Source organism: Streptomyces incanus (assembly GCF_042656345.1).
GTDB lineage: Bacteria > Actinomycetota > Actinomycetes > Streptomycetales > Streptomycetaceae > Streptomyces > Streptomyces incanus.
Genome location: NZ_JBHSPC010000015.1, coordinates 267646 through 288889, shown reverse-complemented (window position 1 = coordinate 288889; position 21244 = coordinate 267646). Strand labels below are relative to the sequence as shown.

General features: G+C 69.7%; 23 protein-coding genes, 1 tRNA gene and 4 pseudogenes. 10 read left to right on the top strand and 18 right to left on the bottom strand.

Going from position 1 to position 21244, the window contains the following annotated elements; all coding sequences use genetic code 11:
• The first annotated feature begins 10 nt into the window (after window positions 1-10).
• Window positions 11-85 (top strand) — tRNA-Arg (locus ACFP2V_RS07195).
• Window positions 86-260: 175 nt separating this feature from the next.
• Here the strand turns inward: ACFP2V_RS07195 and ACFP2V_RS07190 are convergent.
• Complete coding sequence (locus tag ACFP2V_RS07190; protein WP_381207110.1) at window positions 261-611, bottom strand: helix-turn-helix domain-containing protein; 351 nt, start codon at window positions 609-611, stop codon at window positions 261-263.
• Between the two features lie 10 nt (window positions 612-621).
• On the bottom strand, window positions 622-981 hold the full coding sequence (locus ACFP2V_RS07185; protein WP_381207107.1) for a type II toxin-antitoxin system RelE/ParE family toxin: 360 nt from the start codon (window positions 979-981) through the stop codon (window positions 622-624).
• A 101-nt stretch (window positions 982-1082) separates the two neighbouring features.
• Here ACFP2V_RS07185 and ACFP2V_RS07180 point away from each other — a divergent pair, with 101 nt between their 5' ends.
• Entirely contained in the window at window positions 1083-1307 is a 225-nt protein-coding gene (locus ACFP2V_RS07180) for a cold-shock protein (RefSeq protein ID WP_381207104.1), read from the top strand.
• 551 nt (window positions 1308-1858) lie between these two features.
• Here the strand turns inward: ACFP2V_RS07180 and ACFP2V_RS07175 are convergent.
• The 4 genes from ACFP2V_RS07175 to ACFP2V_RS07160 all read right to left on the bottom strand — a co-directional run bounded on the left by ACFP2V_RS07175 (window position 1859) and on the right by ACFP2V_RS07160 (window position 7388).
• The gene (locus ACFP2V_RS07175; RefSeq protein WP_381207101.1) at window positions 1859-3406 is read right to left on the bottom strand and encodes an FAD-dependent oxidoreductase; all 1548 of its coding nucleotides are present in this window, start codon (window positions 3404-3406) and stop codon (window positions 1859-1861) included.
• 28 nt (window positions 3407-3434) lie between these two features.
• Window positions 3435-4832: an FAD-dependent oxidoreductase gene (locus ACFP2V_RS07170; protein WP_381207098.1), complete on the bottom strand. Its 1398-nt coding sequence runs from the start codon at window positions 4830-4832 to the stop codon at window positions 3435-3437.
• Window positions 4829-6238 carry an FAD-dependent oxidoreductase gene (locus ACFP2V_RS07165; RefSeq protein WP_381207095.1) on the bottom strand — a complete coding sequence of 470 codons (1410 nt, stop codon included), beginning with the start codon at window positions 6236-6238 and terminating at the stop codon, window positions 4829-4831. The genes ACFP2V_RS07170 and ACFP2V_RS07165 overlap by 4 nt, the downstream gene beginning before the upstream one ends.
• A gap of 73 nt (window positions 6239-6311) precedes the next feature.
• Window positions 6312-7388, bottom strand: coding sequence for an SDR family NAD(P)-dependent oxidoreductase (locus ACFP2V_RS07160; protein ID WP_381207092.1), 1077 nt, complete (start codon window positions 7386-7388; stop codon window positions 6312-6314).
• 113 nt (window positions 7389-7501) lie between these two features.
• Here ACFP2V_RS07160 and ACFP2V_RS07155 point away from each other — a divergent pair, with 113 nt between their 5' ends.
• Window positions 7502-8263, top strand: coding sequence for an IclR family transcriptional regulator (locus ACFP2V_RS07155; RefSeq protein WP_381207089.1), 762 nt, complete (start codon window positions 7502-7504; stop codon window positions 8261-8263).
• Window positions 8264-8324: 61 nt separating this feature from the next.
• Here ACFP2V_RS07155 and ACFP2V_RS07150 read toward each other — a convergent pair whose 3' ends face one another.
• From ACFP2V_RS07150 to ACFP2V_RS07120, 7 genes and pseudogenes are all read right to left on the bottom strand, one after another.
• A complete protein-coding gene (locus ACFP2V_RS07150) occupies window positions 8325-9707 on the bottom strand; it encodes an MFS transporter (protein WP_381207558.1) in 1383 nt (460 codons plus the stop codon).
• 50 nt (window positions 9708-9757) lie between these two features.
• Window positions 9758-10531, bottom strand: a complete 774-nt coding sequence (locus ACFP2V_RS07145; RefSeq protein ID WP_381207086.1) for an SDR family NAD(P)-dependent oxidoreductase — start codon at window positions 10529-10531, stop codon at window positions 9758-9760.
• 187 nt (window positions 10532-10718) lie between these two features.
• Window positions 10719-10868: pseudogene (locus tag ACFP2V_RS07140) on the bottom strand (IS701 family transposase); the annotation flags it as partial.
• Window positions 10869-11234: 366 nt separating this feature from the next.
• A complete protein-coding gene (locus tag ACFP2V_RS07135) occupies window positions 11235-11432 on the bottom strand; it encodes a PIN domain-containing protein (protein ID WP_381207083.1) in 198 nt (65 codons plus the stop codon).
• Window positions 11429-11701 (bottom strand): hypothetical protein, encoded by a 273-nt coding sequence (locus ACFP2V_RS07130; protein ID WP_381207081.1) that lies wholly within the window; start codon window positions 11699-11701, stop codon window positions 11429-11431. Before ACFP2V_RS07130 ends, ACFP2V_RS07135 begins: the two co-directional genes overlap by 4 nt.
• Before the next feature lie 361 nt (window positions 11702-12062).
• Complete coding sequence (locus ACFP2V_RS07125; protein WP_381207078.1) at window positions 12063-12386, bottom strand: helix-turn-helix domain-containing protein; 324 nt, start codon at window positions 12384-12386, stop codon at window positions 12063-12065.
• A complete protein-coding gene (locus tag ACFP2V_RS07120; RefSeq protein ID WP_381207555.1) occupies window positions 12386-12730 on the bottom strand; it encodes a type II toxin-antitoxin system RelE/ParE family toxin in 345 nt (114 codons plus the stop codon). The genes ACFP2V_RS07125 and ACFP2V_RS07120 overlap by 1 nt, the downstream gene beginning before the upstream one ends.
• Window positions 12731-12985: 255 nt before the next feature.
• On the opposite strand from ACFP2V_RS07120, the gene ACFP2V_RS07115 reads away from it, so the two are divergent.
• Together ACFP2V_RS07115 and ACFP2V_RS07110 are read left to right on the top strand one after the other, a co-directional pair.
• The gene (locus ACFP2V_RS07115; protein ID WP_381207075.1) at window positions 12986-14314 is read left to right on the top strand and encodes a phosphoribosyltransferase family protein; all 1329 of its coding nucleotides are present in this window, start codon (window positions 12986-12988) and stop codon (window positions 14312-14314) included.
• 60 nt (window positions 14315-14374) lie between these two features.
• Window positions 14375-14608, top strand: coding sequence for a hypothetical protein (locus ACFP2V_RS07110; protein WP_381207072.1), 234 nt, complete (start codon window positions 14375-14377; stop codon window positions 14606-14608).
• Between the two features lie 306 nt (window positions 14609-14914).
• Here ACFP2V_RS07110 and ACFP2V_RS07105 read toward each other — a convergent pair whose 3' ends face one another.
• The 3 genes and pseudogenes from ACFP2V_RS07105 to ACFP2V_RS07095 all read right to left on the bottom strand — a co-directional run bounded on the left by ACFP2V_RS07105 (window position 14915) and on the right by ACFP2V_RS07095 (window position 15909).
• Window positions 14915-15238, bottom strand: a complete 324-nt coding sequence (locus ACFP2V_RS07105) for a helix-turn-helix domain-containing protein (protein ID WP_381207070.1) — start codon at window positions 15236-15238, stop codon at window positions 14915-14917.
• A pseudogene (locus ACFP2V_RS07100) lies at window positions 15235-15417 on the bottom strand (type II toxin-antitoxin system RelE/ParE family toxin); the annotation flags it as partial. The gene ACFP2V_RS07105 and the pseudogene ACFP2V_RS07100, both read right to left, overlap by 4 nt.
• Window positions 15418-15622: 205 nt before the next feature.
• Window positions 15623-15909, bottom strand: a pseudogene (locus tag ACFP2V_RS07095) (ScoMcrA-related endonuclease).
• A gap of 374 nt (window positions 15910-16283) precedes the next feature.
• Here ACFP2V_RS07095 and ACFP2V_RS07090 point away from each other — a divergent pair.
• Both ACFP2V_RS07090 and ACFP2V_RS07085 read left to right on the top strand, forming a co-directional pair.
• The gene (locus ACFP2V_RS07090) at window positions 16284-16550 is read left to right on the top strand and encodes a hypothetical protein (RefSeq protein WP_381207064.1); all 267 of its coding nucleotides are present in this window, start codon (window positions 16284-16286) and stop codon (window positions 16548-16550) included.
• Complete coding sequence (locus ACFP2V_RS07085; protein WP_381207061.1) at window positions 16547-16993, top strand: hypothetical protein; 447 nt, start codon at window positions 16547-16549, stop codon at window positions 16991-16993. The genes ACFP2V_RS07090 and ACFP2V_RS07085 overlap by 4 nt, the downstream gene beginning before the upstream one ends.
• Window positions 16994-17202: 209 nt before the next feature.
• Here ACFP2V_RS07085 and ACFP2V_RS07080 read toward each other — a convergent pair whose 3' ends face one another.
• The gene (locus ACFP2V_RS07080) at window positions 17203-17760 is read right to left on the bottom strand and encodes a tyrosine-type recombinase/integrase (protein ID WP_381207058.1); all 558 of its coding nucleotides are present in this window, start codon (window positions 17758-17760) and stop codon (window positions 17203-17205) included.
• A gap of 299 nt (window positions 17761-18059) precedes the next feature.
• Between ACFP2V_RS07080 and ACFP2V_RS07075 the strand changes: the two genes are divergently transcribed.
• On the top strand, window positions 18060-18260 hold the full coding sequence (locus ACFP2V_RS07075; RefSeq protein ID WP_381207055.1) for a hypothetical protein: 201 nt from the start codon (window positions 18060-18062) through the stop codon (window positions 18258-18260).
• A gap of 71 nt (window positions 18261-18331) precedes the next feature.
• Here the strand turns inward: ACFP2V_RS07075 and ACFP2V_RS07070 are convergent.
• A pseudogene (locus ACFP2V_RS07070) lies at window positions 18332-18808 on the bottom strand (hypothetical protein); the annotation flags it as partial.
• Window positions 18809-19020: 212 nt separating this feature from the next.
• Here ACFP2V_RS07070 and ACFP2V_RS07065 point away from each other — a divergent pair.
• Both ACFP2V_RS07065 and ACFP2V_RS07060 read left to right on the top strand, forming a co-directional pair.
• On the top strand, window positions 19021-20241 hold the full coding sequence (locus ACFP2V_RS07065) for an amidase domain-containing protein (protein ID WP_381207052.1): 1221 nt from the start codon (window positions 19021-19023) through the stop codon (window positions 20239-20241).
• A gap of 49 nt (window positions 20242-20290) precedes the next feature.
• Window positions 20291-20698, top strand: a complete 408-nt coding sequence (locus tag ACFP2V_RS07060) for a hypothetical protein (protein WP_381207050.1) — start codon at window positions 20291-20293, stop codon at window positions 20696-20698.
• Window positions 20699-21244: the final 546 nt, after the last annotated feature.

The window sequence follows — 21244 nt, the reverse complement described above, 5'->3', positions numbered from 1 at the left end:
GGCTGGCGAAGCCGCAGCTCAGCCCGCAGATCACCCAGCCTCTCTCCTAAAGCGGGTGTCGCAGGTTCGAATCCTGCCGGGGGCACAGAAGAAAGGGCCAGCTCAGGAGGGGTTCCCTCCCAGGCTGGCCCTTCGTCGTGTCCAGGCACCGGGCCCCTCACCCAGCCCGGTACAGGTCAGAGCGGGGGCAGCCAGGGAAAACCCTGACCGTCCCGACTCCGGGCGCTCGCGGTCTCACCAGAGCCACCGCCCGGAGACGACTACGCCGCCGCACTGCCCTGATTGCCGCTGGCCGGCATGCGTAGGGTGTGGTCGCCGAAGTCCGCGACCAGATCCAGCCTCCCACCGAGCGCCTCCACGTAACGGGCGATGACGTCCAGGGTGGCACCCTCACCGTGTTCGATCTGGGAGATCCGGGCGACGCTGACTCCCATCCGGGTCGCCACATCCCGCTGGGCCAACCCTGACTGCTTGCGTGCCTCGGCAAGCTGGTGGCCACGTGTCTCGGCGAGAAGCCGACGAGACCCTGCCTCCACCTCGGCGGGCTCCACACCGGCCGCGTACAGCTCCTGCTCCAGGACTTCCCAGTCCTGCGCAGCCTTCTTGGGCATGGCTACTCCTTCAGTCCTCATCGCCGACGTGATCGTGGTAGAGCTGCTCGGCCAGCGGAATGTTGTCGCGGTACCAGCGATCCCAGTTTCCGGCCTTGTCACCGCCCAGGAGCAGTAGGGCCGAGCGAGTCGGATCGAAGGCGAAGATGATCCGGATTTCGGAGCGCCCGCCCGATCCCGGCCTCAGCTCCTTCAGATGATGCAGCTCCGAGCCCTTCAACCGATCCACAAGGGGGCGCCCCAAGGTCGGCCCCGCCTCGCGCAGGGCTGCCACAGCCTGCGCAACCTGGGAGGCCGAACTCAGATCCTCCTTGATCAGAAGCCTGAACCACTCCGCGTACTCATCGGTGACCTTGATCGCCCAGCTCAAGACGACTCCCTTCGACACCAACACCGACCTTAAGGTTTTCCTTAAGTGTCGGCAAGCGTCGACAGTCCGCCGTCGCAGACGGAGCCCGTAGGGTTCCGTCCATGGTGACTGCGACCGTCCGCAAGTGGAGCGACGAGGAAGGGTGGGGCGTGCTCGACTCCCCCGAGACCCCCGGCGGCTGCTTCGGCCACTACTCCGACATCCAGACCACCGGCTTCCGCACCCTGTCGCCCGGGCAGCAGGTCGATCTCACATGGGAAGCTCCCGGCTTCAAGCAGGACGGGTATGACTACCGCGCAGCGAGCATCGCGCCCCGACCTGCCTGACATCCACGCTTGACATCAACGGCAGCGCACAACCACGGTCCCCAGTGGTCCGCCGTGTCACCGCACCCTTTACCAGGACATGCAGCGGCATCCTGTCGATCGAACTCCTAAAGCGGGTGTGGGAGTGTCTACTCAACGGCCCAGTCTCGCATTCGGTGGTGACGGTAAGCAGTTTCCGTGGCCGGTAGTAATACTCTCGGGTCAGCGCGAGTGACACGATCGTCGGTACCGTGTCTGTCCCGCTTGATGGCGCGTCTGCGACTGCTCTCCTTGGAGCTCGGACCAGGCACATTGGCGATGCCCCTCTGTCACCACCGAATGTGAGACAGGGCCGTTCGATTGGCAGACCCGATCCCCCGCCGTTTCTCGTCCGCCGATCCTGTCGAAGTCCATGGCCCCTTGCTTTCAGGGGGCTTGAACTCGACCTCGTGGGGACAAGTTGAACGATCCACTGCGAGTCCAGCACGGGCTCACGGGTGGTACGACGACGCCGCACCTTTCCGCCACGGGCAGGTGCGGCGTCGCGTGGGGGGCCCGTACCTGCGGGGCGGTCAGGCGTCCGCCGTCGCGGGCCCCGTGGAGGCGACGCGCATGTCCGTGCGGTGCGGGGAGGCGGCGACGTTCCGGCCGACTATGCGGCCGGAGACCATCGCCCAGCCGATGTGCAGGCCGTGGTTGAGGAGCTGCAAGCCGCCCTGGCCGGTGGATCCGGCGGCCCACAGGCCGGGTACGGGGGTACCGTCCTCACGTACCACGCGCAGCTGGTCGTCAACGCCGAGGCCGCCGTCGGCGAGCGTGATGTAGGCGTTCATGGGGCCCAGCGCGTAGAACGGGCCCTGCGTGACCCCGTTGCCCAGGTGCTGGCGGCCGTGGTCCTCGTCCTTGCCGTCCTGCACGTTCTGGTTCCATCGGTCCACCGTGGCGCGCAGGGTGGCCGGGTCGACGCCGATCTCGTCCGCCAGCTCCTCCAGGGTGTCAGCGCGGTGGTACACGTCCGGCCTGTACCGCTTGTAGTCCTGCACGTACGCGTACGCGACGCCCGGGAACGTGGAGACCGGGTTCGGCCACGCGGAGAACTTCTGCGCGACCTGCTTGTCGAACACCATGAACCCCGTGTTGTTCCCCGTGGCGGCCACCGCCCGGGCCATCGCCGAGTCCGTGTCCTCGTTCGCCAGACGGCGCCCCGTACTGTCCACGAGGATCGCTCCCGCCCGGTACATGGTGACGTTCGGGCCGATCCAGCTGGTCAGCGCACCTCGGATCACGTACGCCAGCAGGTTCTTCGGCAGCCGCTCCACCACGAACCGCATCACCCGGTTCAGCGCGGGGACCGCCGGCAGCATCTTGATCAGGTCCGGCCGCTTCGACGGCGCGAACCGCAGGCCCTCGTACAGGCGGTCCATCTGCAGGGTGTACCCGCCGGCCTTCTCGCCCAGGTAGAACCCGTCGCCTGTGTTCGCCGGGTTCACCGGCGGGATCCTCGCCGCGTCCTCGCCCACGTGCTTCGCCTTCAGCTCCGTGGAGGCGGAGTAGTCGCCCGTCGTCAGGACGACGCCCCGGCGCCCGAAGTACCGCGTGCCGTTCGCCGCCGCACCGATGATCTCTCCGTCGGCGTTGCGCAGCAGCTCGTCCACCCGCATCGACGTGTAGATCGTCACGCCCAGCCGGCGGCACTCCCGCAGCAGTGCGTCCCGATAAGCTCGCGAGTTCGGCAGCACATTGTGCATGCGCGGCTTGTCGTACGGCGGCTCCGGCGTAGGGCCCAGGAACTGCACCCCCAGCGACGACAACCACTCCACCGTCGGCCCGGCGTTCTCCGCCAGGATCCGCCGCAACGACTGGTTCTCCCGCGCCTCGTACGGACCGTTCGCCGTCTTCATGTCCTCGACGAACAGGTCGATGCTGTCGTTCACCCCGGCCCGGAACTGGTAGCTCGTGTTCGCCGCCGTGAACGACCCCACGGACAGCGCGGTGGACCCACCCACCTGCGGGCACTTCTCCAGAACGACGACCGACGCCCCGCTGCTCGCCGCCGAGATCGCGGCCGCCATGCCGGAACCTCCGGCCCCCACGATCAGGACGTCTGCGGTGTAGACCATGATGCTTCTCCTCGTCAGGTTCCGTGGCTCAGGTGCCGGTCAGCACGTCGGCCTGCGGGCGGGGCCCGGCGCTCGCGGCCCGGGCGGCGCTGCGCCCGGCCCGCCGTCCGGTGATGTAGGCAGGAGCAAGACCGCCCGCATATCCGTGGTTGGACAGCCCGCCGATGTCCGCCCCGGCGGCGTGCAGGCCGGGCACGGGGCGGCCGTCGGCGTCCAGGACGCGGGCCTGGTCGTCGATGCGCACGCCGCCGAACGTGAAGGTGATGCTGGGCTGCACCATCAACGCGTACAACGGGCCGGTCTGCGGGGCGCGGGCCTGCGCGGCTACCGGGTGCCCGCCCGCGAACCCGCCCCCGGCGGAGGCGGCCGAGACGTAGTCCCGCAAGGTCTGCCCCAGGACGGCCGGGTCGATCCCCCAGGCGGCCATCTGCGCGACCAGGTCCTCCAGGGTGTCGGCTTGGGCGTGCAGGGCCCCGTTGTCGACGGCGACCCGGTAGCGGTCCACGACACCCAACCCGGGGAAGGGCTCGTCGGTGCCGACGGTGGAGCGCACGTGGTCGTCGAAGACCAGCACGCCGCGGGCCTGCGGCTGCATCAGGAGGTCCTGGTTGAGGATCTCGTCGCCCAGGGTCTCGTCGACGAACCGGCGGCCCTCCAGGTTCACCAGGACGGCGTGGTCGGAGTAGTACTGCGAGTTCGGCAGGAAGTCCTCCGGCTCGAAGCTGTTCACGGGGGCCCCGATGAGGTGCCCGTAGAACGTGCTCATCGCGGTGCTGCCGCCGGCCCCGGCCTGCCGGGCCAGGCGCAGGCCGTCGCCGACGCTGCCCGGGTTGGAGCGCAGCAGCAGCCGGTCGGCGTTCGGTCCCATCGCACGGGTCAGCTCGTCGCGCGCCCCCTGGAAGCCGCCGCTCGCCAGCACCACCGCCGGGGCCTCGTACCGCACCCGGCCCTGTGCGGTGCGGGCCAGCAGGCCCGTGACCGCGCCGTCGTCGTCCTGCAGGACCCGCAGTGCCGCCGTGCCGGTGCGACACACGCCACCGCCCGCCTCCACCTGGGCTCGGCACCAGGCCAGGATCGCGTGGATGTCCGTGGAGTATCCGATGCCGAACGTCATGATGTCCGTCTTCGGGGTGTCGCCCACTCGCTCGCCGGTGGCGCGCAGCTCCTGCAGGCACTCGGCATAGTCCTCCACCACGGCGCGCCCCAGGGCCTCGTCCCCGAGGGGGATACGGCGCCGGTAGGCGTCCAGGTCGGGGGCCGTCCAGAACATGCCCGCCGACAGGGCCGTGGATCCGCCGAACGTGTCCTGCTTCTCCAGGAGCGCCACTCGAGCGCCCCGCCGCGTGGCCGCCACCGCGGCCGAGGACCCGGCGATACCGGACCCCACCACGACGACGTCGAACCTCTCCGTGCGCACGGTGTTCACGCCGCGACCTCCTCCTGTTCGCCGCTGTCCTGGCTCTGTGGCTCGGTCCTGGCGAGAGCGGCGCCGAGCATGTGCCCGAACACCGCGCCCTTGCCCAGGGACGTGCCGGTGATGTACGTGGCCCCGTGAAAGCCGCCCACGACCTCCCCGACGGCGTACAGGCCGCCGATCGGCTCGCCGTCGACGGTGGTGACCTGAGCGTCGGGGGTGACGGTGACCCCGCAGTAGGTCGTCGTCATCAGCGCCTTGGCGGGGTAGGCGTAGTACGGCGGGGCGTCGATCGGCGTCAGCTCGCCCACGCCGTTGCACAGGCCTGTGCGGCCCTGCTCGTCCGCGGCCTTCCCGGCGAGGGCGGCGTTGTATCGCTCGACCGTGGCGGCCAGCCCCTCGGGGGCGACGCCGGCCAGCCGGGCGACCTCCTCCAGGGTGTCGGCCTCGTGCAGGTGCCCCAGCTCCTGCAGGGTGTCCATGTCCTTCAGGGGGATGCCGCGGTGGGACTGCGCGCGCACCCGGGAGTCGAACACCTGCACGCCGAGCCCGCCGGGCTGGTCCAGGACGGCCCGCCCGAGCGCCTTGTAGTCGATCGACTCGTCCACGAACCGCCTCCCGGCCGTGTTCACGACAATCGCGCCCATGTAGTAGGCGGTCAGCAGCTCGTGGAACTCCTCGCCCGTCTCGGGGTGGGAGCCGTAGGTCGCCGCCACGAACGACATGTCCGCCATCCCCGCGCCCAGGCGCCAGGCCATGCACAGGCCGTCGCCGGTGTTGCCGCGCCCGCCGTACGGGATGGCTGCCAGCTGCTCCGGCGCGAAGACCTTCAGCATCTCGGTGCCGCGACTGAACCCGCCCGTGGCCAGCACGACGCCGCGGCGCCCGTACAGCTCCACCAGCCCGTCCGGGCCCTCCGCCAGAACGCCCACGACTCGGCCGTCGTCGGTCAGCAGACGCTGCGCGGCCGTGCCCGTCAGCGTGGTGCCGCCCGCTGCGACGAACGCCGCGTGCAGGGTCGCCAGGACCTCCTTGATCGCGCTGTTGTGCCCGCGCGCGGCCGACATCCCGGAGCTGATCGCCACCTCCCGGAACCGCACTCCGTGGTCCTTCAGGAACCGGTAGGCGACGTGCTGGTGGGCCAGGTAGGCGTTCACCAGGTCCGGGTCGTTCAGGTGCCGGCCGCCCTCCAGCAGGTCGTGCCGGAACAGATCCTCGGAGTCCTCGATGCCCTCCTCGGCCTGCTCCGGCGTGCCGGAGAAGGCGAACCAGCCGCCGCTCATCGTCGAGGTGCCGCCCAGGGTGGGCTGCTTCTCGACCAGCAGGACGTCCAGCCCTGCCTCGGCGGCCGTGGTCGCGGTGGTCTGCCCGGCGATGCCGGAGCCCAGGACCACCAGGTCGTGCTCGCGGTGCTGCATGGTGCTCTCGCTCTCCTCGTCGAGGTCGGTGCACGGGGTCGTGCGCGTGGCCGCGGGGCGACCCGTGGCGAGGTCAGGCGCGGGGCGCCCAGCCACCGTCGACGTCGATGCTGGTGCCGGTGATGTAGGACGCCTGCGGGGACAGCAGGAACTCCACAGCCGCCGCGACCTCCTCCGGGCGCGCGTACCGGCGGGCCGGGACCTGCTCCACGATCGGGCCGGTCGGCGGGACCTGGCCCATCATCGGCGTCTGCACGAACCCCGGGGCGACCCCGTTGACCCGGATGCGTCGCTCGGCCAGCTCGTGCGCCAGGCTGATCGTCAGGTTCGCCAGCGCGGCCTTCGAGGCCCCGTAGACCATCGCCGACGGCAGGAACGGCGGGTAGAGGGTGCCCGCCGGGCCGCCGGTCCCCGTGCGCCCGGCGATCGACAGCAGGTTCACGACGCTCGCGCTGCCGTCGTCGGGCATCAGCCGGGCGGCCTCCCGCACGAGGAAGAACGGGGCAGCCACGTTGACCGCCATCACCTGGTGGAACAGGGCGTCGTCGATCTCGTCCAGCTCGATCTTGCGCCCCTCCCGCTTCGGGGAGATGCCGACGGCGTTCACGACCGCTCCGATCGGGGCCAGGCCCGTGGCCGCCGCCGCGAGGTCCGCGTTCACGGCCGACGACGTCAGGTCGCCGCCGAAGCCGAGGTGGCCTTCGCCGGGCAGGCCCTTAGCGGTGGCCTCCGCGCGAGCGCCGTCGACGTCCGCGACGACCACGTGGTAGCCGGACTGCGCCAGCCGGGTCGAAATCACGGAACCGATGCCGCCGGCACCGCCGGTCACGATCGCCGAGCGCTCCGGGGTCGAGGTCCCCGCGGCCTCCGGGCTCCGCGCGGGCAGGGCAGGGGTGGTGGTCATGTCAGGAACCTCCGACGTTGGTGTTCTCCTGCCGCGGGGCGCGGACAGGGCGCTGCTGGTGAGGGCGGCTTCCTCGGCCGGTCTCCGACGCGGCCAGTGGCACGCCCGCGGTCGTGGTGATGAACGCTCGCCCTCGAGCGTGCGGTAGTCGCCCATACGGGCCACCACGAGCAGCGCGGCGACCGTCGCCGCGATCCAGAAGGCCGTGATGCCGAGCGTGGCCCCGAAACTCCTTCGTCCCGACACGGATGGAGCCGCGGGTTCCTCCGGACGGCCACGTCGGCGTGGCCCCGCTCCCAGGCTCGATGTGACCGTAGCGATTCACTTGCGAACCGCGCAATGAAAAGTAGGCTTGTTGCATGGAACGCAATGAAGGGTTTCGCGTAGAGGCGGCGCACCGCGTACTCGTCCTCGTCAAGCTGCTGGGCTCGGCGGGCTCGTTGAGCGTGAGAGAGGCCGCCGCCGCCCTCGACGTCAACCCGTCCACCGCCCAGCGGCTGCTGGCCACGATGGTCGGAGACGGGTTCGCCAGGCAGGGCGAGCGTCGCCGCTACTTCCCCGGCCCCGAGATGGTCCGCCCCGCCACGGCCTCCGCCCCCACCCTGCGCGACCAGGTACGCCCCTATCTGGAGCAGCTCTTCGAGGAGGTCAACGAGACCGTCCACCTCGCCACCCTGGTCGGCACCGAGATCCACCACGTCGACGGCATTGAGGCCACCGAGCACGTCATCCGGTTCGGCCTGCGTACCGGCGTGCGTCTGTCCGCCCACGTCACCTCCGCCGGCAAGGCCATGCTCGCCGGCCTCTCCGACGACGACGTCCAGGCCCGCTACCAGGTGGCCTCCAGCGGGCGCCGTCGACGCCCCCTCGGGGCCGACATGGACCGTCTGCGGGAAGCCCTGGACAAGGTGCGCAAGCAGCGCATCGCCTCCAACTTCGAGGAGAGCGAGGTCGGCGTGGCCGCGTTCGCCATCAGCCTCGGCAGCCAGGAGGGGCAGCACGCCGCCCTCAGCATCGCCCTGCCCGTCATGCGGTGCGGCCGCGCCGACGTCACCCGCTTCGGCGAGGCCCTCGTCGCCGTCGCCGACCGCTACCTCGCCGACCAGGGCCGGGCACGCTGAGGCGGGGTGGGCACCCTCGTCGTGAGGGCACCCACCCCGCCTCGGGTGCGTGAAGGACGCGTCAGTCGATCTGGCGGCCCAGCTGCGCCAGGGGGACCTTGTGGGTCTCGCGGGCCGTGGCCACGGCGATCGCGGAGATCACGCAGGCCAGGGAGGTGAACGCGGCCGCCGGCCACCAGGAGTCGCCGGTGGCGGCGGAGACGGCCTGGATGATCGTCGGGGAGAACCCGGTCAGGATCATGCCCAGTTGCAGGCCCACAGCCATGCCGCTGACGCGGAAGCGGACGTTGAACATCTCGCTGAAGAAGGCCGGGTACACGGCGTTCGTCGCGGCGAACCCGAGCGTGATGGTCAGGAAGAAGCCCAGGTAGATCATCGGCACGTCCGCGTTTCCGACGGCCCAGAAGAACTGCCACACCGCCACGGCACCGAACAGGTTGCCGCCGATCAGCACCGGGCGGCGGCCCACCCTGTCGCTCAGCGCAGCGAACAGCGGCTGCGTCACCAGGGCGGTGGCGTACCCGAACACGACCGCCCACAGCATCGTCGAGGACGATACGCCCACCACGTGTGTCGCGTACGTCAGGCCCCACACCGGCACCACCGAGCTGATGACGATCAGGAAGGCCGCGAAGACTACGCGCACCACGTCCGCCGGCTGGTGCTTGAAGACCAGGCCGATGGGCGCCTTGGCGACCTTGCCCTGCTCCTTCTGCTCCCGGAACGCCTTCGGGTCCTCCAGGGTGCGGCGGATGACCACGCCCACGACCACGATGACCGCAGAGGCCCAGAACGGCACCCGCCAGCCCCAGGCCAGCATCTGCTCCTCGGGAAGCGCCGCCACCCCGATGAACGCCAAGGTGGCCAGGATGTAGCCCACCCAGATGCCGTTGATCATCCATGAGCAGTACAGGCCCCGGCGCCCCTCCGGGGCGTGTTCCAGCGTCAGGGACGCCGAGCTGGAGGCCTCGCCGCCCACCGACAGGCCCTGGAGCAGGCGCAGCGTGATCAGCACGGCCGGCGCCCATATGCCGATCGACGCGTACGAGGGAAGGCAGCCGATGAGGAACGTCGCCACGCCCATCACCATCAGCGTGATGATCATGATGTTGCGGCGCCCGAACCGGTCGCCGATGTGACCGGCCAGGAATCCGCCCAGCGGGCGGGCCACGTACGCCACGCCGTAGGAGCCCAGGCTCAGCAGCAGACCCATCGCTCCGGCGTCCGGGAAGAACACCTGGCTGAACACCAGGGCCGAGGCCGAGGCGTAGATGTACATGTCGTAGTACTCCAGCGCAGAGCCCACGAAACCGGCAGCGGAGGCCTTCTTGCCCTGGCTGAGGCCGCCCTTCCCGGAGGCGGTGGAGGCAGGGACCGCGCCGGGATCCAGCGGCACCCCGGTCGCACCCGAGGCGGAGACGGGTGACCTGTTCGTCGTTGACATGGTGCGTTGTCCTGTTCGTCGGGAGTCGCGCGTCGTCGCACGCCTCGGTGTCAGTAATCCGCCCGGCCGCCCGAGGCGTCGTACACGAACCCGGTCGTGAACGAGGCCTGGGGCGAGACGATGTAGGAGACCAGGTGCGCGATCTCCTGGACGGTGCCGAAGCGGTGCATCGGGATCAGGGACTTCTGCACCTCCTGGCGCTCCGGCGTCATGCCCTGGATCAGGGGCGTCTCCACCGACGCCGGCGCGACGGCGTTCACCGTCACGCCGGAGGCCGCGTACTCCTTGCCGACCGCCTTGACCATTCCGATCACCCCTGCCTTCGAGGCCGAGTAGGCCGCCATCTGCGGGTTGCCCTCCTTGCCCGCCACGGAGGCGATGTGCACGACCCGTCCGTAGCCGCGCGGCAGCATCAGCTCCAGCGCCGCCCGCGTCACCGTGAACGCACCCCCCAGGTTGAGGTCCACGATCCGCTCGAACGTCTCCTGCGACGTCTCCACCGTCGGGGCGACCGGGCCGAGGATCCCCGCGCAGTTCACGACGATCTCGACCGCCCCGAACGCCTCCTCCGCGCCTTTCAGCGCCGCCTCCACCGACGCCACGTCCGTGACGTCCACCGAGCCCGTCATGCCCGCCACCTCGTCGCCCCACGAGGCCGACGGCAGGTCCAGGGCCAGCGTCTTGATCCCCTGCGCGCGCAGCGTCTCCACGATCGCGGCCCCCATACCGCTGGAGGCGCCGACCACGACCGCGTGCTGCTCCTGCGGAGCCCCCTCGCCTGGGCCCCGGCCACCCGCTTCGCGCTGCTGACGATCTGCTGTCATGTTGCTCTCCCTGTGAACGTCGTCCGCTGTTCACCGAGGCGTCGCTGCCCCTGCCCCGGGATGGTGTGACGGTAAGCTCACTTGCGGTGGCAGCAAAGCGTTCGCGAAAAAGTTGCGCTGAGCGCAATGAGCGTATAGCGGTGCCGAGGAGACCTTCCGTATCGCTGGGTGACTGGCCCTTGTGCGCGCGGTGATCTGCGTCGTGGACGGGCCGGACGACAGGCGCCGTGAACAGTCGCTGGATCTCGCTGCAGGTGAGCGGGATCAGCTCGTCCGGGGCAGGATGGCGGGCGTGTTCGTGGGCACGGATGACGGCGAGGAAGGCGTGGGCGAGCATCCCACTCCAGCCGAGCTGATCCTGTTGGCCGGCAAAAGCCGGCCCCCTCGGCCAGGGCCTCCGTGCCGCCTGAGAAATCGGCGTCCACCACAGGCCAGGAAGGCTGACGGCTGCCGCCATCTACATGTGCTGCTCCCACGGATTGACCACCAGGGCCCCGGTTCGGGCCATGTGCTTGATGTTGCGGGCGGCAACCGTCCAGCCGTTGGCCAGGGCGGTGGCAGCGATCAGTGCATCCGGCGGGTCGACGCTGGTGCCAGTGGCCCTGAGCGTCTGGTGGACGGTGAGGTAGGCGGCCGCTTCCGGTTCGCCGATCGGCGCGATGCAGTCGCGGTATTCGTGCCGTACCGCAGCGAGAGCTCGGGCTTAGCGGGCCTGGCGTACAGGATCCGGAGCAGCGGCCACGCCGGCCTCGATCTCGGCCACGGTGATCACACTCAGGAAGCGGTTGGGCCGGGCTGTGGACCGGAACCAGGCCAGGACGCGTGGATCGGGCGTGGCCCGAGTCGTGAGTTCGGCGACCATGTTGGTGTCGAACATGTTGGTGTCGAACAGGCAGATCACTCGGTGTCCGGCTGCTCGTCGTAGGAGCGCGCGCCGAACTCCAGACCCTCGAACGGCCGGGAGAGCAGGAACTCCTCGAAGCCGTCGTTGCTCAATGCCACCCAACGGTGAAGCATCTTGGGCAGTGCCTCGATCTCCGTGTCGGCGAGCTCCGCGTCGAAGTGCCGACGCTGGTCCTCCGACAGAGACTCCCGGATGTCACGGATGGTCCGCAGCGGATGCGACGACGAGGACGGTGGGTGAGGCACACCGCCAGGAGCTGTGGTCATCGGCATCCCCTCCGCTTGATCAGAACCGTGTGCTGCGGGTGATCCCAGGCTACGGGTTCCCACCCACCCGCTCACAGCTCTGTAACTGGAGCGGACATCCGTCCGGATTCAGGATCTCGCCCCGGCCCGGTGACCGACCGGAACGGATTCGGCACACATGAGGCCGGGAAACCCTGCGAACACGTGAGAACCACTGAAGCGTGTTTTCCCAGGTCAGACGCACCCAAGGCAGCGTTGACCCAGGTCAGGGCCTTGACTGGGGAAAACTCCTCAAGCGGGTGTCGCAGGTTCGAATCCTGCCGGGGGCACCAGCCAAAAGGCCCCGGACCGATCATGGTCCGGGGCCTTTGACGGTTCGGTTTCAGGCGGCGTGCGGGGTGAAGGTGACGCGGGAGTCGCCCTCGTCGATGGCCAGGTTCAGGGTGCCGTCCAGGGCCTTGGCCAGGCGTCGCGGCAGCGGGAGCGTCGGCACGGTGTCGCCGCCCTCCGTTCGGGACACCTGAGGCTGCGTCATCCCGGCCCGCTCGGCCAGCTCGGCCTGGGACAGGCCGAGCTCGATCCGACGGTCGTAGACCGCCTGCCCGAGGTCGCCGGCCAGCCGCGCGTCGACGTACTCCTGGTCGCACTCCACCGTCTCACCCGCAAGCTGCCGGGCCCGGCGCGTCCTCCACGTGCTGTGATTCATCAGCTCTCCTCGCGCCGCTCATAGGTGTACGGGGCATGACCATGTTCGGCCTCGCAGACCTTTTGGGCCTGGTGCGCACGCTCGACTTCCGCCGCCTCACGCATCCTCGTCTTGCGGAACACCGTCAGCAGAACGATCCGCTGCCCGGGGGCGAGCCGGTACGGGAGACGCACGGCCTCGCCGTCTAGCTCGAAGCGCAGCTCACGCAGCTTGCCGCCCAGGTGCCGCGCGTACGGCTCACCGAGCGTCGTCGGCTCGTCCGGCAGACGGTCCGTCTTGTCCTCCACCCGCCGGTAGAAGCGAAACGGAAGCAGCTCCAGCCAATCCCGCACCTCGGGTTCGATCTCGACCTCTCACCGCTCCGTCATGCAATCAACGGTATATACCTCCAATTGCATAGCGTAAGCCTCCGCGGCCCATGTCTCCCCCCTGGCCGCGCGCCCCCGGGCCAGTGCATCAGCCGTCCTCCTCGGGTCGCCGTCGGCGGCCAGGCCGGAGCGGGTCGCGTGGCGATGCGCATCTGTTCGCTGCGCGGGCGAGGATGGAGGTATGGGGCGGGTGTCGCCCGCCGTGTTCCTCCGGTACGAGGAGGTCGGATCGTGTTCTTCAGGGATCGTCGTGATGCCGGCCGGCAGTTGGCCGCCCGGCTGGAGCATCTGAAGGGGACCGACGTGGTGGTGCTGGGGCTGCCCCGTGGAGGGGTGCCCGTCGCCGCGGAGGTCGCGGGGGCGCTCGGCGCGCCGCTCGATGTCTGCCTGGTGCGCAAGCTGGGCGTGCCGTTCCAGCCGGAGCTGGGGATGGGAGCGATCGGCGAGGGCGGTGTGCGTGTGATCAACGATGCCGTGGTGCGCACCGCGCGTATCCCCCCGGATGAGCTTGCCCAGGTCGAGGTCCGTGAGCGGGAAGTGCTGGAGAGCCGCGCCCGGCGCTACCGAGCAGGGCGGGAACCGGTTGGCACGGAGGGCCGCACGGTGTTGGTGATCGACGACGGGGTGGCCACGGGGTCCACGGCGCGTGCGGCCTGCCAGATCGCCCGTGCCAGGGGAGCGGCACGGATCGTGCTCGCCGTCCCCGTGGCACCGCACGACTGGACCGCACGGCTCGGCGAGGACGCCGACGAACTGGTATGCCTGCACACCCCGTGGGACTTCTATGCGATCGGGCAGTTCTACGCCGACTTCTCCCAGACCGACGACGCTGAGGTCGTCGCCTGTCTGGAAGAAGCCGTGGCCCGTCCGCCGAGCCCCCGCCGGACTGAGCCGCCTCACGCGGTGCCGGGGGGCCCGGAGGTGGATGTGCAGGCCGGTGCGATGGTGCTGCGCGGGCAACTGACGTTGCCCGAGAGCGCGGCCGGGGTGGTGCTGTTCGCACACGGCAGCGGCAGCAGCCGGCGCAGCCCGCGCAACCGGTTCGTCGCGCTCGGGCTGAACCGGGCCGGGCTCGGCACTCTCCTGTTCGACCTGCTCACCGAGGAGGAAGAGAAAGACAGGGCCAACGTGTTCGACACAGGTCTGCTGGCCCGGCGGCTGGCGGACGCCACCGGCTGGTTGCGCGGTCGGCCGGAGACCCAGGGGCTGGCTGTCGGCTACTTCGGTGCGAGCACCGGCGCGGCCGCCGCGTTGTGGGCGGCCGCCGAGCCCGGCGCGCGGATCGCCGCAGTCGTCTCCAGGGGCGGCAGGCCCGACCTGGCCGGGCCACGGCTGCCGACGGTGAACGCGCCCACGCTGCTGATCGTCGGGGGCCACGACGAGTTGGTGCTCGACCTCAACCGCGATGCACAGGCCCGGCTGCGCTGCGAGAGCCGGCTCGCGGTCGTCCCCGGCGCGACCCACCTCTTCGAGGAACCCGGTGCCCTGGAGAAGGTCACCGATCTGGCCCGTGACTGGTTCACCGACCACATGGCCCCGGTCCCGCATGCGGCGCGCTGAGTCTGGAACGCGTGCTCCGGTTACGGGCGGGTGCTCGAGCGCAGCAGCACGATCCCTCTGATGACAGGCGAGCACCTCGTCACCGACCTCTTCCTGGAGGGCAGCCCTCGCGCCTGCCGGAGTGCCCGCGTCAGTACCCACGACGCCCGGGAGGGCGATGTCCGGTACGGATTCGACTACCGACAGCGCACACCACGCCACCATGACGGCGCGCGGTGCCTCGGTGCGTCGACCGGTGACATCTGGTTTGCCTTCCCCCGCAGCGGTACCGGGACCTGGCTGCCGTTTCGCTGAGGTTCCCCCGCTGTGCGGGAGGGGCTGACTAGCTGGTCAGAGCGACGCAAGCAGCCGTTTCACCGGCAGGCACATGCCTCCACGGAACGAATTCAGCACACATGAGGCCGGGAGACCACGTGAACTCGTGAGAACTACGGAGGGGTACTTCCCCAGGCCAGACACCCTGCAGCCGACGTTTCCACAGGTCATAGCCCCGCCCATGGAAAACTCCTGAAGCGGGTGTCGCAGGTTCGAATCCTGCCGGGGGCACCAGCCAAAAGGCCCCGGACCGATCATGGTCCGGGGCTTTTTGGCGGTTCGGTTTCAGGCGGCGTGCGGGGTGAAGGTGACGCGGGAGTCGCCCTCGTCGATGGCCAGGTTCAGGGTGCCGTCCAGGGCCTTGGCCAGGCGTCGCAGCAGCGGGAGAGTGGGCACGGTGTCGCCGCCCTCCACCCGGGACACTTGAGGCTGCGTCATCCCGGCCCGGTCGGCCAGCTCGGTCTGGGACAGGCCGAGCTCGATCCGACGGTCGTAGACCGCCTGCCCCAGATCGCCGGCCAGCCGCGCGTCGGCGTACTCCTGGTCGTGCTCCACCGCCTCACCCTCAAGCTGCCGGGCCCGGCGCGTCCTCCACGTGCTGTGATTCATCGGCTCTCCTCGCGCCGCTCGTAGGTGTGCTCGGCCCGGCCGTGCTCGGCCCCGCAGACCTCCTGGGCCTGGTGCGCGCGCTCGACTTCCGCCGCCTCACGCATCCTCGTCTTGCGGAACACCGTCAGCAGAACGATCCGCTGCCCGGGGGCGAGCCGGTACGGGAGACGCACGGCCTCGGGCACCGGGCTCGTTCGCCGCAACGACCGAGAACATCTGTCGCGGACGGCACAACTCGCGGCTCAACGCATTCCGGTCGCACCGGACCAGTACTGATCAGCCCACGTCGCAGTGGCTCTCCTGCCTTCCGGAGAGCCGCTTGCACCGTTTCCTCGTGCCGAGGTCGCAGATTCGGCGACCTTCGATGTCGGGTGCCGTCAGGGATCAGCCCGCCGTACGGACCACGACTTCAAATCCGAGGTCGCTCAACAGCTTGGCAGGATGGTCCTTGCCGCCGGAGAACTCGTCACGTCCCAGAGGATCCCGTCCGGACAGATAGCCGTGCGCCGCCCCACGATGGCCTTTGAGTCGTACTCCTTGCCATCGATCTCGAGCAGGTAGCTACGCGACGGTCCGAATCCGTATCTCTCCAGGAACGCATCCCGACCGAGCCGGTCGTACTCCGCAACAGCCTGCAGGACCGCAGATCGAGTGATTTCGTTCAGCGTCATGAGGGGAAGGTAGACGAAGCCGCCGACATACGGGGCCGTGCCGGCCAGGAAGAGCCCTCCGGCGGGCGTCCGACCGTGGGCGCAGACTCCGCCGGTGACGACGCCAAACCGTTATCAGCCGAGTACCGACGGGCGTTCCCGCACCGTCGCGGTCGACGGCCAGGACGTGGGCGCGTACGCGGCCGCGGTGGATGTTCACGCCGTGCCTCACGACCTGTCGCGGGTCGTGCTGCATCCGCGCCCGATCGGGACGTGGCCGGCCAAACCGGAGTCCTCGCCCGGGTGGAGGGCGGCATCCCGTGCACCCCTGCTCTTCGGAGCCGGCTTCTTCGAGGAGTCAAGCCACGCCACCCAGAACCTGGCATACTTGAAGTATGGCAACTCGGAAGATCACCATCACCGTGCCGGAAGAGCTGGTGGAATCAATCAAGGAGCGCGTCGACGCACGCGGGGTGTCCGGCTACATCGCGGCCGCCGCCGCCCATCGGGACGCCATGGACCGGCTGCGCGAGTTGGCCGACCGTCTCGAGGAAGAGCACGGCGCCGTGACGGATGACGAGCAGCAGGCAGCGCTGGAGCGCATCGCCGCCATCGACGGCTGGCACGACGAACAGCGATCGGCTTCGGACGAGGCCGCGTGAGCCGCGCTGTCCGAGCGAAGTTGCCCCGGCCACGGCAGCGCGTCTTCGTGTTCGACTCCGAGGCTCTCTCCAAGGCGGTCCAGGGCGATCGGGAGATGGCTGCGCTGCTCAAGACGGCTCCGCGGCTCGACATCCCGATCGTCACCTCGGCCCTCACGACCCTGGAGGCATGGGACCCGCGCGAAACCTCGAGGCAGGCACTGTGGAACTGGACGCTGTCCCGGATCCGCGTCGTGCACACGGACGACCAGGTGACCGCCATGGCGCGCGACATGCTGAAGGCAGCCGGCCTGCATGGGCACAAGTACGCCCTCGACGCCGTTCTGGCGGCTGTGGCCGGGCGGGAAGCCGCACAGGGGGCCCAGGCAACCGTCTTCACCTCCGACACCGACGACATGAATCAACTCCTCGCGGGCCACTCCGTGCGAGTCGAAAAGGTCTGACGAGGCGCCCGCGCCTCACTTCGGCCGCTCACCGGCTTCCCCGAGCAGCCCGTGGCCTTCGCCGGACAGCACACTCACCGGCACGTATTCGGCACACACGAGGACGGGAAGCACCGTGAACACGTGAGAACTATGGAGGGGTGTTTCCCCAGGCAGGCACCCTTTCGGTGACGTTTCCGCAGGTCACAGCCCCGCCCGGGGAAAACCCCTCAAGCGGGTGTCGCAGGTTCGAATCCTGCCGGGGCACAACGCCTTACCGCTCTGACCTGGAGTTTCTCCCCCGGGGAGGCGCTCTGGTCGGCCTCGGACTCTTTGTCCGGGGCCGTCTGCGTGAGCGGTGCGCGAGCGGATGGAGAGTTGATCTCCGGAATATCTCCCAACGGATCAGCATCATCCGGCATGGACTCCGGACCGGGCTTGTCCGCGTCCTCGGGCTCTGGCTCCGCCTCGGGAGCGGTTCTCTCGGAGGCGCCGCGGGCGCGCGGTACGAGCCGGGCTGCGGCCTCGGCGATCGCCAGATCCGCCTCGGGCAGCAGGCTCGTGTACGTGTCGGCCGTGATGGTGATCGAGGAGTGGCCGAGCATCTCCTGGATGCCCTTCAGGTCGGCCCCGGCCGCGTGGGCCGGCGTCGCGGCCCCGTGCCGCAGGTCGGGGAGCCGGACCGGCGGAAGGCCGATCTCCTCGTACAGCTCGACGAACCGCCGGGTGATGTTGGCGAGGTGGAGCATCTCGCCGTTCTCCTGGGTGAAGACGCGGCCGGTCTCCACCCAGGCGCTCCCCCCACTCCTCACGGTCCTTGTCCTGCTGGGCACGGTGCCGCTTGAGGGCCTGGACCGTGTCGGAGTCCAGCGCGATGGTCCGCGCACCGGTATCGGTCTTGGGGTCGTCCTCGTACACCTCCCAGCCGTCCACGACGAGTTGCTTGGCGACGGTGATGAGACCGGCGTCCAGGTGGGTGTCGGTCCACTGCTGCCCGCACGCCTCGCCCCGTCGCAGCCCTCGGAACGCGATCAGGTGGAACAGCGCGTACAGGCGGTCCTCTGCCACGTGGTCGAGGAAGAGATCGGTGTGCTCCGGCGTCCAGACCATCACCGGCGAGGGCTTCTCGCCGGTGCGCTTCCAGTGCGGGATGCGCTCGTCCGTCCACACCAGCGCCTCGGGCCGCTTGCCCGCCTCCAGCTCGACGCGGGCGGCCGGGTTGAAGGTGATCAGCTGCTGCGCGATCGCGGCGTTCAGCGCGGCCCGCAGCGTGGAGTGGACACGCTGACGCGTGGCCGGACCCGCCGTATGCCGCAGCTTGTGCGGGGTGACCTTGAGGTGCCCCAGCCTGGCCTTCACGACCGCCGGCGCGAAGAACCGCTGGCGAAAGTTACGGGCCCGCAGCGGTCCGCCCTGCGGAGCCGTGAAGAGCAGTTGCTCTTCTCCCCGCCCCTGGGCGGGGGGCTTCAACTCCTCGGCCAGGGAACGCGGGATCGGTACGGACCGGCGCCCGCGGCTCTTGGCGGTGTCGAGGTAGAGCTTGCCGTTGCCCTCGGCGTACGCCTCGACGATGAGCGCTCGGCAGGCATCCAGGTCCACACGGCCCGCCTCCAGCGCGGACGCCTCGCCCCGACGCAGGCCGAAGCAGGCCGGTGCAGGCCGGTGCAGACCGGGCCGTGCTGGACCAGGCCGAAGCGTTCGGCTCGATCGCCTCGACACCGCCTGCCTGACAGCTGCTCGCCGACGTTGACGAACAGACAATGGCCTCTGTGCACTCGCCCCGCGCTGCGGCTGGGGAGGTCGCCTGGCTACGGCCGCCGAGACCGGTGAGGGCATGCCCGCTGACCCGGCCGCGGGACGCGTGCCGCCCGGCCACGTCTCCGAACCTCGACGCCACTCTGATCACCTGGCGCTCCGGGAGGGTCCCGGAGCCCGAAACGGAACCCGGACATCCGGGAACGTGTGTACGAAAAGACCTCGCCGTACATGGCTGGAGGTGACAGGATTCCTTCAATTGGCCTGCTAAAGGCCTGAGTTGGGGGATGTTCATGAGAAATGGGAGCTACAGACGTGCCACGGCGCTGGCCCTGGGCGCGACGCTGCTGGCCGCACTGCCGCCCGCCGCGACCGCTCATGCCACGGACAGCGCAGCCGCCCAGGCCACGGCGGAGGCGGCCCGCACCGTGGATACCGAGACCACCGATGACTTCGCCGCCCTCGCGGATGCCGTACTGACCAGACGGACCTCCGCGCTCCTGGACGGATCTCAGGCCACCCGCCGTGCCGGCGCGGTGTTGCCGCTGAAGGGCGCCGTGCACGTCACCAGCAGTCTGGCCCGCACGGAGGACACGGCGACCGAGGTACTGCGTCACCGCAGGGCGCGGCTCGCCGACCTGGACGAGGCGTACACGGCGGCCGAGACCGAGGTCGCCGTGGACAAGGTGCTGGTGACCGGCGACCGGGCGACTGCCCAGGTCACCGAGACGACGATGCTCACGTACAAGAAGATCCAGGGAGACGAGCCGCCGACCACCGGCTTTCAGGCCAGGCACGAGCTGACCTTCGTCGCCGCGCCGGACGGCACGTGGGAGCTGACCGGATTCACGCCTCTCGATGAGGAAGGGCCGGCCGCGGTCAACTCGGTGGCGGACACCGCCGGGGACGGCGGGCCCACGCTCACCGGCATGGCTGAGGAACCGATCGACGAGGGCGGCGAGCCTGAAACCGACGGCCCCGCGCCCCAGGAGAGCCAGGCGGGCACCACCCAGCCCACCGTCCAGGCCCAGGCCAAGGTCAGCGCGAGCTACAACTACACCGCCATGGCGAAGTACGCGGAGAAGTACTGGAAGGACTACAACCCCAACTACCGCAAGTTCAACGACGTCGGGGGCGACTGCACGAACTTCATCAGCCAGGCGCTGCGGGCCGGCGGCTGGAAGAACGACACAGGTTGGTACAAGAGCTACAAGAACTGGTGGTACAACTCCTCGAACCAGACGACGTCCTGGATCAACGTCAACTACTGGGCGTCCTTCGCTCTGCACAGCGACCGGGCCTACAACCTGGACAACGTGTACAAGCTGGGGATCGGGGACATCCTCCAGATGGACTTCAGCGGCAACAGGTCCAAGGACCACTCCATGATCACCACGTACAAGAGCGGCGGAGTGCCCTACCTCACCTACCACTCGACCAACACCTACCGGAAGTCGGTGAAGAGCCTTGTGGCGCAGTACCCGCGCGCGACCTACTACGCCTTCCGCACCTGACGGAAGCGGACATCGCTCGTGGCGGCGTCGCGCCGGGCTGCTCATGGCGGTGCTCTGCGCGGTAGCGCTCACCGCGTGCGGCGGCGGGGACGGCTCCGCGTCCGCGAAACCCGACCTGGCGGACCAGGACCGTTTCCTGCACGACTACGTACGGTTCCTCAACCGCTCGGACGAGGACGGGCTGGCCGGGCTGCTCGACGCCCATCCCCAGGGCTCCAAGGACGCCCGCGCCCGGATCAAGGCGTACGGCGGACAGGACTGGGACGTCCGGTGGACGCGCACCTCTGACTTCGAGGGCGTATGGAAAGTGGACGTGTCCGGCACCGCAGGTACCGAGCGCCGACCCGTCCGCGTCACCGAGACCATCACCTGGGAGAAGGCGCGGTGGGTGATGAACCCGCTCCCGGGTGTCGTACCGACCCCACCCGACGCGGCGGGGACCGAACCGCCCGGGTGAGCGCATCAGAGCCCGGCCGTTTCGCCTGAGCGGCGTCCGGTCTTGAACAAGACAGCGAATGTACCTCCTGACCTGGGGCGGCCGGGCTTGTCCCAGGCTTCTGTCGTTCCAGCGGGAGGACACTTTCTGCGTACACACCATCGCCTGGCCCCCAGGCTCGTCGTCTCGGCCGACACCCACGAAGTGGTCAGCCACGCAGGATCGCGTGCCCACGCCTGCCTTCTTCGCCGGGCTGCTCGCGCTTCGGTCACCGCAGACTGCAAGAGATGTCGGCGGTCGCTGAACCTGGACCCCTTTGGGGTCGGTGGCTTTGGTGGCCGTCCCCATCGCCCTCGGTATCGCCTACGACCGCGCATTCCCGCACCGTCAGCAGGACGGCATGCACCCGAACTCCGCCGCTCGCCGGCGGTGACGGCCGCCCGTCGAGAGATCCGGGCCCCTTGGGCACAAGGGGAAGAGCCCGAGCGGGGCCGTAGTGGTGTGCGCGGGGTGCTCCCATCCCGTCCACCGTCGACCCAGGCAGAGCCAAGCGGGCGTGGGTCGATC